Source organism: Caballeronia sordidicola (assembly GCF_001544455.2).
Taxonomy (GTDB): domain Bacteria; phylum Pseudomonadota; class Gammaproteobacteria; order Burkholderiales; family Burkholderiaceae; genus Caballeronia; species Caballeronia sordidicola.
This window is the reverse complement of the sequence record NZ_FCOC02000004.1, coordinates 206,878-222,741: the sequence shown is the minus strand read 5'-3', so window position 1 is coordinate 222,741 and position 15,864 is coordinate 206,878. Positions and strand designations below refer to the sequence as shown.

At 61.3% G+C, this 15,864-nt stretch carries 14 protein-coding genes; 5 read left to right on the top strand and 9 right to left on the bottom strand.

Going from position 1 to position 15,864, the window contains the following annotated elements; translation table 11 throughout:
- The first annotated feature begins 116 nt into the window (after nt 1–116).
- A complete protein-coding gene (locus AWB64_RS10245) occupies nt 117–1,142 on the top strand; it encodes a DUF2891 domain-containing protein (RefSeq protein WP_060818592.1) in 1,026 nt (341 codons plus the stop codon).
- 10 nt (nt 1,143–1,152) lie between these two features.
- On the opposite strand, the gene AWB64_RS10240 is transcribed toward AWB64_RS10245, so the two are convergent.
- The 6 genes from AWB64_RS10240 to AWB64_RS10215 form a co-directional block, all read right to left on the bottom strand.
- Nucleotides 1,153–1,473 carry a YnfA family protein gene (locus AWB64_RS10240; protein ID WP_060818768.1) on the bottom strand — a complete coding sequence of 107 codons (321 nt, stop codon included), beginning with the start codon at nt 1,471–1,473 and terminating at the stop codon, nt 1,153–1,155.
- 84 nt (nt 1,474–1,557) lie between these two features.
- Complete coding sequence (locus AWB64_RS10235) at nt 1,558–3,087, bottom strand: efflux transporter outer membrane subunit (protein ID WP_060818591.1); 1,530 nt, start codon at nt 3,085–3,087, stop codon at nt 1,558–1,560.
- Nucleotide 3,088: 1 nt separating this feature from the next.
- A complete protein-coding gene (locus AWB64_RS10230; protein ID WP_060818590.1) occupies nt 3,089–4,657 on the bottom strand; it encodes a DHA2 family efflux MFS transporter permease subunit in 1,569 nt (522 codons plus the stop codon).
- Nucleotides 4,654–5,856, bottom strand: a complete 1,203-nt coding sequence (locus tag AWB64_RS10225) for an HlyD family secretion protein (protein WP_060818589.1) — start codon at nt 5,854–5,856, stop codon at nt 4,654–4,656. Before AWB64_RS10225 ends, AWB64_RS10230 begins: the two co-directional genes overlap by 4 nt.
- A 163-nt stretch (nt 5,857–6,019) precedes the next feature.
- Entirely contained in the window at nt 6,020–6,757 is a 738-nt protein-coding gene (locus tag AWB64_RS10220) for an endonuclease/exonuclease/phosphatase family protein (RefSeq protein ID WP_060818588.1), read from the bottom strand.
- The gene (locus AWB64_RS10215) at nt 6,754–9,009 is read right to left on the bottom strand and encodes a VTT domain-containing protein (protein WP_082850425.1); all 2,256 of its coding nucleotides are present in this window, start codon (nt 9,007–9,009) and stop codon (nt 6,754–6,756) included. Before AWB64_RS10215 ends, AWB64_RS10220 begins: the two co-directional genes overlap by 4 nt.
- A 213-nt stretch (nt 9,010–9,222) precedes the next feature.
- Here AWB64_RS10215 and AWB64_RS10210 point away from each other — a divergent pair, with 213 nt between their 5' ends.
- The 3 genes from AWB64_RS10210 (at nt 9,223) to AWB64_RS30835 (ending at nt 10,678) form a co-directional block, all read left to right on the top strand.
- Nucleotides 9,223–9,843, top strand: coding sequence for a LysE family translocator (locus tag AWB64_RS10210; RefSeq protein ID WP_060818587.1), 621 nt, complete (start codon nt 9,223–9,225; stop codon nt 9,841–9,843).
- A gap of 261 nt (nt 9,844–10,104) precedes the next feature.
- Nucleotides 10,105–10,269 carry a hypothetical protein gene (locus tag AWB64_RS31540; protein ID WP_157766605.1) on the top strand — a complete coding sequence of 55 codons (165 nt, stop codon included), beginning with the start codon at nt 10,105–10,107 and terminating at the stop codon, nt 10,267–10,269.
- 247 nt (nt 10,270–10,516) lie between these two features.
- Nucleotides 10,517–10,678, top strand: a complete 162-nt coding sequence (locus AWB64_RS30835) for a DUF1328 family protein (protein WP_031363615.1) — start codon at nt 10,517–10,519, stop codon at nt 10,676–10,678.
- Between the two features lie 129 nt (nt 10,679–10,807).
- On the opposite strand, the gene AWB64_RS10205 is transcribed toward AWB64_RS30835, so the two are convergent.
- Nucleotides 10,808–12,145 (bottom strand): Ig-like domain-containing protein, encoded by a 1,338-nt coding sequence (locus AWB64_RS10205; protein WP_060818586.1) that lies wholly within the window; start codon nt 12,143–12,145, stop codon nt 10,808–10,810.
- A 199-nt stretch (nt 12,146–12,344) separates the two neighbouring features.
- Nucleotides 12,345–13,754, bottom strand: coding sequence for an aminotransferase-like domain-containing protein (locus AWB64_RS10200; RefSeq protein WP_060818585.1), 1,410 nt, complete (start codon nt 13,752–13,754; stop codon nt 12,345–12,347).
- Between the two features lie 182 nt (nt 13,755–13,936).
- On the opposite strand from AWB64_RS10200, the gene aptA reads away from it, so the two are divergent.
- The gene (aptA, locus tag AWB64_RS10195) at nt 13,937–15,265 is read left to right on the top strand and encodes an omega-aminotransferase AptA (RefSeq protein ID WP_060818584.1); all 1,329 of its coding nucleotides are present in this window, start codon (nt 13,937–13,939) and stop codon (nt 15,263–15,265) included.
- A gap of 82 nt (nt 15,266–15,347) precedes the next feature.
- Here aptA and AWB64_RS10190 read toward each other — a convergent pair whose 3' ends face one another.
- Nucleotides 15,348–15,845 (bottom strand): DUF6496 domain-containing protein, encoded by a 498-nt coding sequence (locus AWB64_RS10190; protein WP_060818583.1) that lies wholly within the window; start codon nt 15,843–15,845, stop codon nt 15,348–15,350.
- Between the last annotated feature and the right edge of the window lie 19 nt (nt 15,846–15,864).

The window sequence follows — 15,864 nt, the reverse complement described above, 5'->3', positions numbered from 1 at the left end:
CCGCGGCACCCCGCGCCAGCGCTTGGGAATTACCCTGATGAGACGAAAAACACGAGGCCAACGCCTGCGCCAACTATTGCCATAATTGCGGACGCCCGACTTTTCTGGAGAACCGCATGAACCCGCAGTCATCGAACCTGACGCTCGACACCGCCCTTGCATCGAAATTTGCCGCGCTGGCCTTGGGCCATCTCACGCGCGAATATCCGAACAAGCTCGAACACGTGATGGGCAGCGCCGCCGATGTCCAGAGTCCGCGCGCGCTGCATCCCATCTTCTATGGCAGCTTCGACTGGCATTCCTGCGTTCACGGGTATTGGCTAATCGCACGGCTCATCGACCGGTTTCCCGATTTGCCGGAAGCACCTCGAATCCGCGCGTTGATCGATGCGCATTTCACGCCGGCGAACGTTGCCGCCGAAGTCGCGTACCTCGAGCGCCCGGAAGCGCGCGGGTTCGAGCGTCCCTATGGCTGGGCGTGGCTGCTCGCCCTTGCTGGCCAGCTCGAATCGATGAAAACGCCCGACGGCCAACGCTGGGCTCAAGCGCTCAAGCCGCTCGCACAAGCCTTTGTGGAACGCTTCACGGTGTTCTTGCCGAAGTCCACGTATCCGCTGCGCGTGGGTACGCACTTCAACACGGCGTTCGCGCTGACGCTTGCGGCGGGTTATGCGCGGCAGGTCTGCGACACGGCGTTCGAGACGTTGATCATCGATACCGCCCGCCGCTGGTATCTCCACGATGCCGCGTGCCAGGCGTGGGAACCGGCCGGCGATGAGTTTTTATCGTCGTCGCTGATGGAAGCCGAGTTGATGCGGCGCGTGTTGAGCGCGACCGAGTTCGAAGGCTGGTTCGACCGGTTCCTACCGCGGCTTGGCGCGCGTGAACCGGCTACGCTGTTCACGCCTGCCACGGTCACGGACAGAAGCGACGGCAAGCTCGCGCACCTCGACGGATTGAATCTCAGCCGCGCGTGGTGCCAGCGGTCGCTTGCGCGCTCGCTGAAAGCCGGCGACGCGCGAATCGGCGTGCTCGAAGCCACGGCCAACGAACACCTGAGCGCAGGACTCGCGCATGTGGCGGGCGACTACATGGGCGAACACTGGCTTGCCACGTTCGCGCTGCTGGCGCTGGAAGCCTGAACCTGAAACCCTAGCCGCGCGGCTGGAACGCGATCACGCCCATGCCGACCAGCGCGATCGCCATCCCGGCCCAGTCCCAGCTCGACGGACGAATCCGCTCGACGGCCCAAAGCCACATGATCGCGACCGCGATATACACGCCGCCGTACGCCGCATAAACGCGGCCGGCCGCGCTCGCATGCAGCGTGAGAAGCCACGCGAACAGCGCCAGCGACACCGCACCCGGCACGAGGAGCCACGGCGAGCCGTCCTCCTTGAGCCATCGATACGGAAGATAACAGCCCACGATCTCGGCAATGGCGGTGACAACGTAAAGCAGGAAAGTCTTCATGAACGTAAAGGTCAGGACGGGCATGCAGCGCACAAGGACCCAAAGAAGAACCCAGCACGCCGCCCAACGCAAGTAATTTTCGCGTCAGCCCGTGCCGCCTTGCTCCCACCCGCCGCCCAGCGCCTTGTACACCGCTATCAGGTCGGTTGTGACGCTGACCGTCGATTGCGCGAGTTGCTGGCGTGTCGAAGCGAGTTGCCGTTCGGCATCGAGCACCGTGATGAAGGTGACCAGTCCCTTTCTGTAGCTGTCCGTTGCCAGTTGCAGGTTGATGCGGTTGGCCTCCACGGTTCGCGTGAGCGCCTCGCGCCGGTCCTGGTCCGTCCTGTACGACACCAGCGCGTTATCCACGTCCTGCAGCGCCTTCAGCACGGTCGACCGGTATTGCAGCGCCGCTTCCGCCGCTTGCGATTTCGCGATCCGCACGTTCGCCCGCAACGCGCCGCCTTCGAAGATCGGCAGCGAAATGCTCGGACCCACGGAATAGAACAGGCTCGACCAGTGCGCGAGATAACGCGCCCGCGTGGCGCGCGTCCCCACGCTGCCCGTCAACGATATATCCGGATACATCTGCGCGACCGCCACGCCGACTTCAGCCGTAGCAGAATGCAGGTCGCTTTCCGCACGACGGATATCCGGCCGCCGCCGCGCCAGCGTCGACGGCAAACCAACCGGCACGCTCGGCGGCGCGGGCGGCACGGCGCCGGGCGTTTCCAGTTCGGCATCGAGTGCGCCGGGCGCGCTGCCGGTCAGCACCGCGAGGCCGTTCATGGCCTGCGCGATCTGTGCATCGAACTGGGGAAGCTGCGCCTGGAGCGAGCCGACTTGCGCCGTCGCGCTCTGGACATCGCTTTGACTCGTCAGGCCGACACGCGCCTGCTCCCGCGTCAAATCGAGGATCTGCTGTTCGGAATCGATTTCGGCGAGCGTGATCTGCTTGAGCAACTGCGCGCCCCGCAATTGCGAATAGGTCTGCGCGACTTCGGCCTCGAGCGAGACAAGCGCGTCGTTACGATTTTCGATAGCCGATTGCGTCTGCGCATTCGCCGATTCCACCGAGCGCCGCACGCGGCCGAACAGATCGAGTTCCCACGATGCATCGAAGCCATCCTGGAAGAGATTGACCGGACCGGTCGCCGAATCGATTGCGCTGCGCACGCGCGGTGCGTTCGCGCCGAGCGCGTTGATCTGGTCGAACGCGCCCTGCGATTCGAGTATGCCTTTCAGGCCAAGCTGCTCGCGCATGTAGCTCGCGTTTGCGCTCACTTGCGGCAAGCCCTGCGCACCGGCTGCGACCGCTTGTTCCCGCGCCCCCGTGATCCGCAGCACGGCGCTCTGCAGATCGAGATTTCCCGCAATAGCGCGATCGATCAGCGAGTCGAGCGTGGCGTCGTGAAAGTCGCGCCACCATCGCGGGTCGGGGTCGGCATTTGTATCGATGATCGTCGGCACGTTGGCGTGTGGAATGCGCATGTCGTCCGGCGGGTTTTGCACGCGCTGCAAGTCGCGCCAGTTCTCAGGCGCTTTTGCATCAGGCTGTGTGAAATTCGGACCGACGGAGCACGCGCTCATGAATAGTGTGGCAAGCGTCAGCGAAGTCAGGCGTTTGCTCATCTCAGTGCCCTCCCCCGCCGCCCGAGGCTTTTACCGGCGAAAAGAACAACGTCACCGGCACGAAGCACAGCGCAAAGATCGCCACCGCGCCGAACACGTCGGTGTACGCCAGAATGGTGGACTGCGAGATGAACTGCTTGTACATGAGGCCGGTCGCTGTCGTCATGGCTTGCTGCATTGTCTGGCCCATGTCCATCAATGTGTGTGTGAGGCGTTGTATGGAATCGTTATAGTTCTGGCTGAGCGGCGTCATATGCACTGACATATGCGCCATGTTCGCCTGCGTGCGCTCTATGATCATCGCGGTGGAAAGCGAGATGCCAATGGATCCCGCGACGTTGCGGAACATGGTGAAGAGTGCGGAGGCATCCGCATTCTCCGATGGCTTGAGCGTCAAGTAAGCAAGCGTCGTGATGGGCACGAACAGGAATGCAATTGCGATGGATTGCGAACTTCGCATGATGGTCAGCGTCTTGAAGTCGATGTTCGGCACAAGGTGATGCGAGAAGAACAATGCACAGGCCATCAGGAAGAAACCGAACGCCACGAGAAAGCGCGTTTGTATGATCGGCATGAGTTTGCTGACAACAGGAATGATCGCAACGATCATCATTGCGCCGGGCGACAGCACGAGGCCCGCGAGCGTTGCGGTGTATCCGAGTTGCTGCTGCGCGAGTTGCGGCACGAGTACAGCGCTGCCGTACAGGATGCTGGCGAAGCCGACCATGCAAATGGAACTCAGCGCGAAGTTCTTGTCTTTCAGCACGCGCAGGTCGACGACCGGCTTTTTCGCATATAGCAGCCAGAAGACAGCGCCCACAATGCCAATCAACGAGAGGATCGCGAACGTGGTGATGAAGCCGGACTTGAACCAGTCGTCGTCCTCGCCGCGGTCGAGGAACACCTGCAGACACCCCAGACCCAGCGCAATCAAGCCGATACCAACATAATCCAGCCCGAGTTTCTTCCGGTCCTGCTTGCGCTCCCACGGCGGGTCTTCCACAAACTGCATCACTGCAATGGTGGTGATCACGCCAATGGGCACGTTGATCAGGAACACCCAGCGCCACGTGAGGTTGTCTGTAATCCAGCCGCCGAGCGTAGGTCCGACCACGGGCGCGACGACGATGGCTACGGCGGAAATGGAAAACGCACGGCCCCGTTGTTCCGGTGGAAACGTGTCCAATATGATGGACTGCTGGTTGGGCTGCAAACCACCGCCGAAGAACCCTTGCAGCACCCGGAAAATGATCAGTTGCCACAGGTCCGTGGCAAGGCCGCACAGCAGCGAACAGAGTGTGAATGCAGCAATGCAGATCAGGAAATAGCGCTTGCGTCCCAGCAGTTTCGAGAAAAACGCGGAGATCGGCAGCACGATTCCGTTTGCCACCAGATACGCGGTCAGCGTCCACGTTGCTTCGTCGTAGCTTGCCGACATCGCACCCGAAATGTGCGGCAGCGCGACGTTGACAATGGTTGTGTCGAGCACTTCCATGAACGCCGCAAGCGTGACGACAACCGCGATCAGCCATGGATTGGACTTCGGTTTCCAGTCGGCACGCTCGCTCATTTCAGCATCACCTTCGGCACGACCGAAAGACCGAGCGGCAGCGGCAAGTCGGGTTGCGTGCCGTTATCGATCAGAATCTTTACCGGCACACGCTGCACGATCTTCACGAAATTGCCCGTCGCGTTTTCAGCAGGGAATGCCGAGAATTTCGAACCGCTGCCAAGCTGGATGCTGTCGACATGGCCGTGCAATTTCAGGTCGGGATAGGCGTCGACGGACACATCCACCGCGTCGCCCGGACGCATGCGCTCGAGTTGCGATTCCTTGAAGTTCGCGGTGATCCAGACAGTCGTCGTCACCAGCGAAAAGATGGACGTGCCCGCCTGAAGGAAGGTCCCGTATTGCACGTTGCGTCTGGTGACCCAGCCGTCGGCGGGCGCGCGCAATTCGGTGTAAGAGAGATTGAGCTGGGCCGCTTCGACTTGCGCTTCTGCCTGATGAACCTGTTCGCGGCGTTCATCGACGGTAGCCTGGGCCTGACTGATCTGCTGCGGCACGAGGCTTGCCGTCTTGACCTGCGCACGAGCTTGCGCGACGTTGGCAAGCGCGCTTTGTTGCTGCGCGTTCGCTGTATCGATGTTTTGCTGCGACGTTGCGCGAATGTCCACCGAATGCTGGCGCTCATAGGCCGCGCGGCTTTGCGTCAGGCTGGCTTGCGCGCTTTGCTCCTGCGCCTTGGCCTGGGTGAGTTGCGCCGGATACTGAACCTTCGCGATGGCCAGTTGTACTTCGGCCGCGTTGAGCTGGGCCTTTGCAAGTCCAAGCTGCGCATTCGCCTGATCGAGTTGCGCCTGATAGTCGCGAGGATCGATCTTGATCAGGAGATCGTTCTTGTGGACGAACTTGTTGTCGCCCAGATTCATGACCACCACATAACCCGATACTTTCGGCGCGATGGTGACGGTATCGCCGTCGGTGTAAGCGTCGTCGGTACTGACCTGGTTGCGGGTCGCGAACCACCAGATCACGCCCGCGACAATGATCAGGATCACGACTATCGCAAGAATGATCAGCGGCTTTTTTCCAAGGCCGTTTTTCTTGCTGCCGTTTTTCTCGTCCTTGCCGTCTTGATCCTTCTTGTCGTCTTTGTCGTCGCTTTTGCCTTCGTTCTTGTCCTTGCCGGAATCGTTTTTTGGGTCTTCCTTTTTATCGTCGGAACGGTCGGAGTCGTGGTCGGGTTTTTCGTCTTGATCGGGCATCAGGCTTCTCTCACTCGTTCAAGCCTGAAACGCGCGGGATCAGATCCTCAACGTCAGGCAAGAGGTCGACAGAAATGGAGTTGGGGCGCTGGCAATTTCTCTACCGTAAACGGTTCAGCGCAAGCGGTGTGCTGTAGCAAACCTCGTGCCTTAACCTCACACTTCAGGCTCGCGCGGATAAATGTGCAATCAACGGATAATGATCCGACGCCACCCGCGCCAATGCGCTTTTGTGTACCTCGACCTTCATGAGGCGCTCGCCCGGATGCACCCAGATCCGGTCCAGTGCAAACAACGGATATCGCGTAGGAAAAGTCTTCGGAGAACGCGCGCGATAAAAATGCGATACCAGTCGGCGCAGCGTGCGCCCGTACACAAACCATTCGTTGAGGTCGCCAAGAAGAATGACGGGTAGTTCCGGCGTATCGAAACGTTGCAACACCTGCTCGACTTGCGCGCGCCTTTCACTCGATGCCAGCCCGAGATGCGTCGCCACCACGCGCCACGTCTCTCCGGCGCAATCGATATCCGCATCCAGCGCGCCACGCGGTTCGCGGCTCCTGAACGACAGATCGAGCGTGCGCACCGCGCGCACGGGAAAGCGGGTCAGCACCGCATTGCCGTAGCGGCGCGCGGGGGTATCGAGTGTCGGGCCTGCGACCGCGTGAAGGCCGGTCATGCGCTGAAGGGCCGCGAGCACATTGGGCGCGGCGCTGCCGCCCAAGGGCACTTCCTGGAGCGCGAAAATATCGGCGTCGATTTCGGCGAGCACCGCCGCGATGCGTTCCGGCGCGAGCTTGCCATCCACACCGACCGCGCCATGCACGTTGTAAGTGGCGATCCGGAGGCCGCGCGAAGAAAGTGAAGGCGGTTCGATGCGAACCTCGTGCATCGACGTCATGAGTCCACCTCGCCGGCTTGCCGTGCCTCGTGTATTGCTTCTTTCGACGCCTGCACTTCCACGTCGACAACACGCTCATGCGGCGGCCGTGCTGCACGCTCACGCTGCCGCTCGTCGTGCTCCGCGCGCTCCTTGCGGCCGAGAAACCGCTGCAGCAGCACCGATACGGCCACCAGCGCCACGCCAATTCCGATCAGCACGGCAAAGGACATGGCCGTCGGATGCCGCAGCGAAGCCACGAGTTGATGCGCGAACGCGACCGTCAGCAAAATGCCCGGTCCCATGCCAATCAGCGTGCCAAGCATGAAATCGCGCAGGCCGATCATGGATGCGCCCGCAACCAGATTCACGATGGTGAAAGGCGCAACCGGCAAGATGCGCAGGATGACAACCGCGACCAGCCCTCGTTTCGCCACGCGCTCGCTGAGCTTGTTCACGCGCGCGCCGGCCAGGCGGCGTACGACATCGCGGCCGAGCCATTCGCCCAGCAAATACGTGACGGCCGCCGCGGCGAGCGTGCCCACGAGCGCATAAAAGCTGCCCCAGGCTGCGCCGAAAACCAGACCGGTGGTTGCAATCAGGAGCGTGACCGGTATCGATACAACCGCGGCAAGCACATAAGCCAGCAGAATCCAGAGCGGCGCGAGCGGCAGGGTGTCGATGCGCCGCGTCTGGCGCGAGAGCGCCGCGAGATTCAGGTAATCGGCAAGCGGCGTCCAGTGCCATGCGGCGGCAAATCCCACAATCAGCAACGCCAGCACGCCTAGCAATGCAAACCGCCCGATCAGCCGGTGCGGCTTGTCGACCGGCACGAACTGCTCAACAAGCTGATCGGCTTCGACCGGTTTTTCCGGATCGATCAACGCTTCGGGCGGCACCAGCCGATCGACATCCGGCGCGACCGTCGGGTTCAGGCGCTCGAGCGTGCGGTGTTCGGCGGCGTCTTTCATCAACACCGCGATGGCGTCGTTCAGGCGGCGCCCTTCAAGTGCACGGGCAAATTCCTCGGTCTCGCAGCCGAGATGCTCGGCAAGCAGCGAGTTGCGCATGCCGGCGAGCGCGGCCTGGATGCGCGGGTCGCCATTGGCGTCGATAGCGATGTTGCATTCGGTGTCGAGCACCATCGACCGGTTGTTGAGATTTGCCGATCCCACGAGCAACAGGTCGTCGTCCACGATCATCAGCTTGCTGTGCACGTTCACGCACCCCGTCTCCAGCCCCGGCACGGCAGGCGACATCAGCCGATACCGGTCGTGCGTGTCCGCGCCCTCCAGCATGCGGTGCAGCCGCGCGCGCAGGACGCCCATTGTCATTTCCTGCAGCCAGCCGCTTTGCATGCGCGGCGCGACGATGGCGATGTCGGGACCATCGGGCTTTTCGAGCATGCTCTTGAGCGCCGCGCCAATGGAACCCGCCGTGAAATACTGGTTCTCTATATAGATGCTGCGCTGCGCACGTTCGATGGCGTCGAGGTACTGCTGGCGAATCTGCCGCACGCCGGGACGGCCGTCGAATGCGGGTTCGGTCAGCGAGATGGCAAGATCCACGTCTTCGAGATCCACCGCGCGCGACGGCGGCCAGGGATCGCTCCCGCTCATCGCGCGATGCGAGCGGATTGCAAAACGCCGCCCGCATGCACGCCGCCAGCGTTCGCGCGCAAGCAGGCCCATCGCGCGCGCAGCGTCGCCGTCGAACATCGTGTGGACGTCGTGGAATGGCTGATACGGCTCGCCGTTCGCATCGCGGCGCAACGGGTCTTGGGCGTCGTGCCGGCGCGTGTCCCAGCGCGAACGCGTGAGATCCAGACCGCCTACGAACGCCAGTTTGTCGTCGATCACCACCACCTTCTGATGGTGCGATCCGCCCATTGGATGCTTGCCGTCCATCTCGAACGCCACGCGCCGGTGCGAGCGCCAGCCCATCTTGTAGACCGGCAGCCATTCGCGCTCGAACGCGTACAGCATCGCGAAATCCCACGCGAGGATGTAGATGCGCAGCCGTTTCCTGGTCGCCGCGACGTCGTGCAGGAATTCACCGAGAGCGTCGGCGTAACCGTCGTCGGCGCCTTCGGGCGTGAGCTTCATGCGGCTGTCGATATCCCAGCCCAGAATGAACACCGTGCGTTGCGCGCGCGTGATGGCTTCGCGCAGCACACGAAAATAGTCCGCCCCGTCGATCAGCAGGCTAAAGCGATCGGCGTGGCGCACGCTGTCGCAATTGCGGCCGGGTTGAAAAAACGCTTCATTGCTCATGCGTCGGGCGGCGAGGAAAAGACAGGCGATTGATCGGGGTCATCGAAAAAATTTTGCAAGCAATGTGCCCGGCACTGCAGTGCGGCAAAAATCAACTCGTTTAGCCAGCAATACACCGTACAGGAAACGATCCGCCAATCTGTACCGGTACTGTACCGATCCATTCTCATAAACTGGCGCGACCGATCTTAGAAAGGCTCGACCAGGAACACCATGCAACTCAATACCGCTTTGATGACCGCGCTGCCCGCCGCCCTGCTCTTCGCGCTCGTCACTTCCATCACGCCCGGCCCGAACAACACCATGCTGCTTGCATCTGGTGTCAACTTTGGATTGCGGCGAACCATGCCTCATGTATTCGGCATCAGCGTGGGCGTCGCGATCCTGATGATTCTTGCGGGGCTCGGCGTTGCGCAGGCGTTCGAGCACTTCGCATGGGCGTACACCGTGCTCGAAACGCTCAGCGTGGCGTACCTGTTGTACCTGGCGTGGAAGATCGCGACCTCCTCGGCCGTCCAGGTCCGCGACGGCGAGCGCCGGCCCATGCGGTTCATCGAAGCCGCCGCGTTCCAATGGATCAATCCGAAGGCCTGGATGATGGTCCTCACCGCCGCGACCACCATTCATCTGCATTCAAGCATCTCGATGAACGCCGTGCTCATGGCAATCGTGTTCATCGTGGTCGGGATGCCCTGCATCATCTTGTGGGCGGCGTTCGGCACATCGATGCGCCGGCTGCTCACGAAACCGCGCTGGTTGCGCGCGTTCAACTGGACCATGGCTGCGCTGCTCGTGCTGTCCCTGTATCCGATTGTGGAACGCGCGTTTGTGTAGCCACTGATTCATTCGTTGCAATCCTCGCGCGGATTTAACCATCCGGTTTGTCGGATTCAGCCTATTTTTTCCTAAGCGGCGCATACTGGACTCGCCTGCCGCCGCGCAAAATATGCAGCCTCATTGCAACTTTAGCCGTTCAAAGCGGCAAGAACTGCGCGCGTTCCACCGTACCCGGGGATCGACAGGCATGTACGAAGCTTGCTTCCTGATCAACTCGCGCCTTGTTGGCGCGGCTTTGAAATCTCCCAAGGAGTCGCCATGTCTGGAGCTAACCGCCCGTCCGGTCCCGCAACACGCAAGTCCCTCGACCTCGCCGATCAGATTGAACGCGATGAACTCGAGAACAACCTGCCGGACGCGCTAAATCACGCCGACGAAGACGATCTCGACGACGAACCCGACACCGGCACACCCCGCCGATAACATCTCTGCGCCACTTTTACGCGCATCTCGGGCGCGTTCCATCAGCCGCACATGCGCAACGCAGTGCGGCTTTTTTACGGACGTCCTGCGTGCCGCACATCGCGTTGACGATTTGTGACCCATTGGGCATGAGAGTTGCTCTACCATCGGCGCTGCAGGACACAATGGCAGTTCAAGCAATCAAAGCGGCCGGGCGTCAAAGCCAGCGCGCAAATCAATCCGATAAATCGACCCTTTGGAGGGCTTCATGCTTCGATACGCTGTCATCTTTTTCATCATCGCGATCATCGCGGCATTCTTCGGCTTCGGCGGTATCGCGAGCGGCGCAACCGAAATCGCGAAGATCCTGTTCTTCATCTTCATCGTGATCTTTCTGGCTACGTTGCTGCTCGGCGTGTTCAGGCGATGAAGCCTCGGCGCCCGTAAATCGAGGGCGCCGTTGCTAGGATGCAAAAAAGCGCGAGCATGCTCGCGCTTTTTTGTCACTGGATTGACGCCGCCATGTCACACCATGACATGGCGGCGTGCGTCTGACACTTTAGTGAAACACAATGTCAACGCCCGATTGCGGCAGCAAGTCAACTTGCACAACCAAATGCCCGTTGTCGTCGCGCATGGCCCCGCAATCCTTCGGCATGCCGCCGAGCCGCCATTGTGCTTCGTCCAGCCCTTCAATGTGCAAGCTGGACTTGTCCAGCGCTCTCACCTGGTCAGGCTCTGCGCGCTGAAATAGGCCGCTTTCGGCTGGCGGCAAGACATCGGCGAGCGACAGCTTGAGCGCGCCATGCTGTCCAATTTCAGGGTCAACTATCGAACTCTTCGTGGTCGCGAGTTTCAATCCGAGCGCAGTATCGAAAACGTGATGGCTGCTCACCGTGCCTGATGTGTGCCCGCTGTCAAGCGGACCATCAGGCGCCACGTCATGCAAGACCGACGCTTGAGCCGATAAAACATGCGCCGTGTCCACGAAAAAGATAAAGATGGCGGAGGGTGTGCCCTGCGTGCCAGCCTTGGTGGATTCAATCGCTGTCAACGCATGAACGCTCGGCGCCAAGGAATTGGCGGGTTGTATCGACCAGATTCCGTTCGCGTCAATATGAGCGGTTCCCAGCAACGTGGTCTGGTCATACAAGGTGATGATATTGCCGGCCTTGCCAGTTCCGCTAATGATGGGAAGCGCGTCGTCCGTCAAGCCTCCCCTGTCGACCGGCCCTTGGATGGGACCCACATTGTCGGTGACCGCGTTGATGATTGCCCGCCCGGGCGTGCTGGTGTCAATGCTGATCCCCGCGTGGTTCGATTGAGCGCTTTGTGACCCCGCTGCATTCGACGCCACCGCGTGAAAGTCATGCGTGCCGTCGGTCAAGGCCACGGCAGGAGTGAGCGACCACGCACCCGCACTATCCGTCACGGCGGAGCCGATCAGATGCGCGCCATCGAAGACGGTGATCACGTCCGCGGGCCTGCCGGTTCCAGTCACTTGCAGATGCGAATCTGTCGTCGCGCTGTCAAATACAATCGACAGTCCGGCGTGATCGAGAAAGCCCGTTATTGACGGCGCCGGAACCACTGGCAGGCTGAGCACGACGCTCAGCAGTTCTGACGATGCGCCGCGGTTGTTCTCGCTGTCCACGCCAATGGAGGCGAACTTGTGAAGACCGGCCTTAAGCGGGATCACGAGCGTGAACGACCAGACACCGTCGGCTGCCGCAACGGTAGTGCCGAGAAATCGCACGCCATCATAAATCTCGACGACGTTTCCAGCGTCAGCCGTGCCCCTGATGACCGGCAACGTATCGAACAAGACGTCACCGTTGAGCGCCGATCCGACCGACGTGATGATCGCTTGCGAAGGATCGCGAGTTTGAAATGCCATTTTTTTGCCCTCTTTTTTATTGAAATGTCATGCATCAAAACCGACGCTGGGTCGAGCTCTGTCGCACGCGCGCAATCAACTGCTCCTCTGCGGTTATCAATTGATTTGCGGGGCAATGGTGTGCTTCATAAACGAAACGAACTACGCGATTGCTCCTATTATGCAAATTATTAGAAGCATTCATCAAAAACGGTTTGGTTCACCGTCCTAGCCATTTTTCGATGAAACTCCACAACGCATCCTCGGTGGAATATGGAACGTTGAAACGAAACCAGTCGCTTGCGGCATCGCCGGGACGGAAATACGATCCCGGCGCAAGCCAGATTCCATCTTCCAGCGCATGTGTCGCCAGATCAATTGCGTGCGCGGGCTCGACCGGCAACCTTGCCCACAGGAACAAACCCGCGCGCGGCTTGCAAAACACCTCGAGCCCGAGCCCATCCATGCGCTCCTCGACGCGCATATGCGCGTCTTTCAACTTCTCCGTCACCGCATCCACGTGCCGCGCGTAGCGTCCTTCGGTCAGCACCTTTTCAACGATCCGCTCTGTCGCCGCCGATGAAGTCAACCCCACCGCCATCTTCGTGCGTGCCAGTTCGCGCAACACATCGCGTTCGGCGACCACGTAACCGCAGCGCAATGCCGGCGTGATCGTCTTTGAAAATCCGCCGACGTAAAGCACGCGGTTCAACCCTTCCATTGCGGCCAGAAGCGGTGCGCCGGGCGGCACGAGTTCGCGGCTGACATCGTCTTCCACCACCCACAGGTCATGCCGCTCGGCGATCTGCAGCAGACGAAACGCCGCCGCCATGCCAAAGGTCGCGCCCGTGGGATTTTGCAGCGTCGTGTTGAGAAAAATGGCCTTGGGACCGTGTTCAAGAACGAGCCGCTCGAGCACGTCGGTATCGATACCCGCCGGCGTGCGCGGCACGCCCAATACAACCAGCCCGGCGAGCCGCAGGATCTGCAGCAGATTGCAATAACCCGGATCTTCGACCACGACCTTGTCGCCGGAACGCAGCAGCGTGCGCACGATCAGGTCGAGCGCCTGCGTGGCGCCCGCCGTCAACAACACGTTCGCGGCGGGGTCCGCCGGCAGGCCATGGCGATCGAGTTGCTCGGCAATGCGCTCTCGCAGCGGCGCAAAGCCGTACGGATGCCCGTAGTCCGCCATGCGCGCGGCGGGCACCCGGCTCACCGAGCGCAACGCATGGTGCAGCCCGCTTTCGTTGACCCACTCGTTCGGAAGCCAGCCGCAACCGGCCTTGATCGGCACGGAATGGTCCGCGAATACGTCCGATAACAACCACGTCGCGGTCAGGCTCGGCGGTTGCCACGCCACGCTGCGCCTGGGGGCGGCCGCCGCACGCGTGGCCACGCGATACCCCGAGCCGCGCCGCGCGACCACGAGCCCCATCGACACAAGCCGTCCATATGCTTCGGTTACCGTGAACGTGCTCAGCCGCTCGGTCTGCGCAAGCTGACGCACCGACGGGAGCAACGCGCCGGCGCGCAGCGCCTGCTGTTCGATAGCGCTGGAAAACGCCGTTACAAGCTGCTCGACCAGCGTCGCCTGCGCGCGATCGCGGTCCAGTTGAAGTTCGATCATGAATCGCCGAAAAGAGGATGATCAGGGAGGTGACCGGTCGGATCAGTGTGCAGCACGCGCGGCCAGATCACCAATACAGTTTTCAGCATTCTGCCAGCACAGTTCTTCGCGCGACAGGACAACTGTCTATGCCGCAGGTTTTTATCGAGGACTACATTGCGTGTTCTAACAGGAGATTTCACATGACTTCGCGCCCCGTCATCGACGACCTTTCGTCGTTCTGGATGCCCTTTACCGCCAACCGGCAATTCAAAGCTGCGCCGCGCCTGATCGAAGGCGCCAAGGGCATGTACTACAAAGCGACCGATGGCCGCGAGGTCCTGGACGGGTGCGCCGGTCTCTGGTGCGTGAACGCCGGCCATTGCCGCGATGAAATCGTCGCCGCCATCCAGCAACAGGCCGCCACGCTCGATTTCGCGCCGACGTTCCAGATGGGCCATCCGCTCGCGTTCGAGGCGGCCACGAAGGTCGCGGCGATCATGCCTGAAGGCCTCGACCGTATCTTCTTCACGAACTCGGGTTCCGAATCCGTCGATACCGCGCTGAAGATCGCGCTCGCCTATCACCGCGCGCGCGGCGAAGGTCAGCGCACGAAGCTGATCGGCCGCGAACGCGGCTACCACGGCGTGGGTTTCGGCGGCATTTCAGTTGGCGGGATCGGACCGAATCGCAAGACGTTCTCGGGCGCATTGCTGCCGGGCGTCGACCATCTGCCGCATACGCATGCGCCCGACCACAACGCGTTTTCGAAGGGACAGCCCGCGTGGGGCGCGCATCTCGCCGAGGAACTCGAACGCATCGTCGCGCTGCACGATGCATCGACGATCGCGGCGGTGATCGTGGAACCGCTGGCGGGATCGACCGGCGTGCTGGTCCCACCGCAAGGTTATCTGCAGAAGCTGCGGGAAATTTGCACGAAGCACGGCATCCTGCTGATATTCGATGAAGTCATCACCGGCTTCGGCCGTCTCGGCAAGGCGACCGCCGCTGAATTCTTCGGCGTGACGCCGGACCTGATGACGCTCGCGAAGGCCATCAACAACGCCAGCATTCCAATGGGCGCGGTTGCCGCGCATCGCAACGTGCATGACACGGTAATCAACGCGGGCGCCGTGAATGGCATCGAGTTGTTCCACGGCTATACGTATTCGGCGCACCCGATGGCCGCCGCCGCTGCCATCGCCACGCTCGACCTGTATGCGCGCGATCAGTTGTTCGAGCGCGCGGCGTCGAAGGCGGCGAAGTTCGAATCGGCGGCTCACGCACTGCGCGACGCACCGCACGTAAAAGACATCCGCAACCTTGGGCTGGTCGCGGGTATAGAACTGGAACCACGCGATGGCGCTCCGGGTGCGCGTGCGTACGAAGCGTTCGTGAAGTGTTTCGAAGCGGGCGTTCTGGTGCGTTACACCGGCGATATCCTCGCGTTCTCGCCGCCGCTGATCATTGAAGACAACCAGATCGATCAAATTTTCAGCACGGTTCGCAAGGTGCTCGAAACGGTCAAATAACGCCGTCGGCAACAAAAAGGGCCGTTCCAGCGTCAGTTGGAACGGCCTTCTTGCATCTGGCAACGCATGCGTTCACCACGCTCTAACGTGCATGCCTCGCCGCGCTTGCCTTGGAAGAAGCGGCTTTGCGCCGCGTGGCCCAGCCTTTTTTCGCCGATGCCGACCGGTCAGCCGCCGAGCGCCGGCTCGCGCTTGCGTGCGTTTGCCTTGACAACGCGGTATGCGACGCGGCCTTCGTGCTTTCACGCTTGAGCACGCGCGTGGACGTGGCTGAACGTTTCGCCTTCGACTCCGTACTCGCACTACGTTTGGTTTTATGCTGACCCGCTTCGGAATCCTTCGCAGCTTTCTTGCGAGTGGCTTCCGACGTCGCACCCTTCTTCGGCGCTTTCACCCCAACGCCCGATCTGCGTGCCTCCGACAAGCCAATGGCGATTGCCTGCTTCGCCGACTTGGCTCCGTGCTTGCCTTCGCGCACGTGATCGATCTGCTCTTTTACAAACGCACCAGCCTGCGTGCTCGACGACTTACCCGCGCGTTTGGCAGCGTGCGCGCGTTCGATGGTTTTCTTCTCCGGCATGATGCATCTCCTTTGAAAA

What these genes read in the sequence shown, in the direction of transcription:
- AWB64_RS10210 (WP_060818587.1), top strand. Translation starts at nt 9,223, where the DNA reads ATGCAACTCAATACCGCTTTGATGACCGCGCTGCCCGCCGCCCTGCTC.
- AWB64_RS10235 (WP_060818591.1), bottom strand. Translation starts at nt 3,087, where the DNA reads ATGAGCAAACGCCTGACTTCGCTGACGCTTGCCACACTATTCATGAGC.
- AWB64_RS10190 (WP_060818583.1), bottom strand. Translation starts at nt 15,845, where the DNA reads ATGCCGGAGAAGAAAACCATCGAACGCGCGCACGCTGCCAAACGCGCG.
- AWB64_RS10240 (WP_060818768.1), bottom strand. Translation starts at nt 1,473, where the DNA reads ATGAAGACTTTCCTGCTTTACGTTGTCACCGCCATTGCCGAGATCGTG.
- AWB64_RS10245 (WP_060818592.1), top strand. Translation starts at nt 117, where the DNA reads ATGAACCCGCAGTCATCGAACCTGACGCTCGACACCGCCCTTGCATCG.
- AWB64_RS10200 (WP_060818585.1), bottom strand. Translation starts at nt 13,754, where the DNA reads ATGATCGAACTTCAACTGGACCGCGATCGCGCGCAGGCGACGCTGGTC.
- AWB64_RS10225 (WP_060818589.1), bottom strand. Translation starts at nt 5,856, where the DNA reads ATGCCCGATCAAGACGAAAAACCCGACCACGACTCCGACCGTTCCGAC.
- aptA (WP_060818584.1), top strand. Translation starts at nt 13,937, where the DNA reads ATGACTTCGCGCCCCGTCATCGACGACCTTTCGTCGTTCTGGATGCCC.
- AWB64_RS30835 (WP_031363615.1), top strand. Translation starts at nt 10,517, where the DNA reads ATGCTTCGATACGCTGTCATCTTTTTCATCATCGCGATCATCGCGGCA.
- AWB64_RS10230 (WP_060818590.1), bottom strand. Translation starts at nt 4,657, where the DNA reads ATGAGCGAGCGTGCCGACTGGAAACCGAAGTCCAATCCATGGCTGATC.
- AWB64_RS10220 (WP_060818588.1), bottom strand. Translation starts at nt 6,757, where the DNA reads ATGACGTCGATGCACGAGGTTCGCATCGAACCGCCTTCACTTTCTTCG.
- AWB64_RS10205 (WP_060818586.1), bottom strand. Translation starts at nt 12,145, where the DNA reads ATGGCATTTCAAACTCGCGATCCTTCGCAAGCGATCATCACGTCGGTC.
- AWB64_RS31540 (WP_157766605.1), top strand. Translation starts at nt 10,105, where the DNA reads ATGTCTGGAGCTAACCGCCCGTCCGGTCCCGCAACACGCAAGTCCCTC.
- AWB64_RS10215 (WP_082850425.1), bottom strand. Translation starts at nt 9,009, where the DNA reads ATGAGCAATGAAGCGTTTTTTCAACCCGGCCGCAATTGCGACAGCGTG.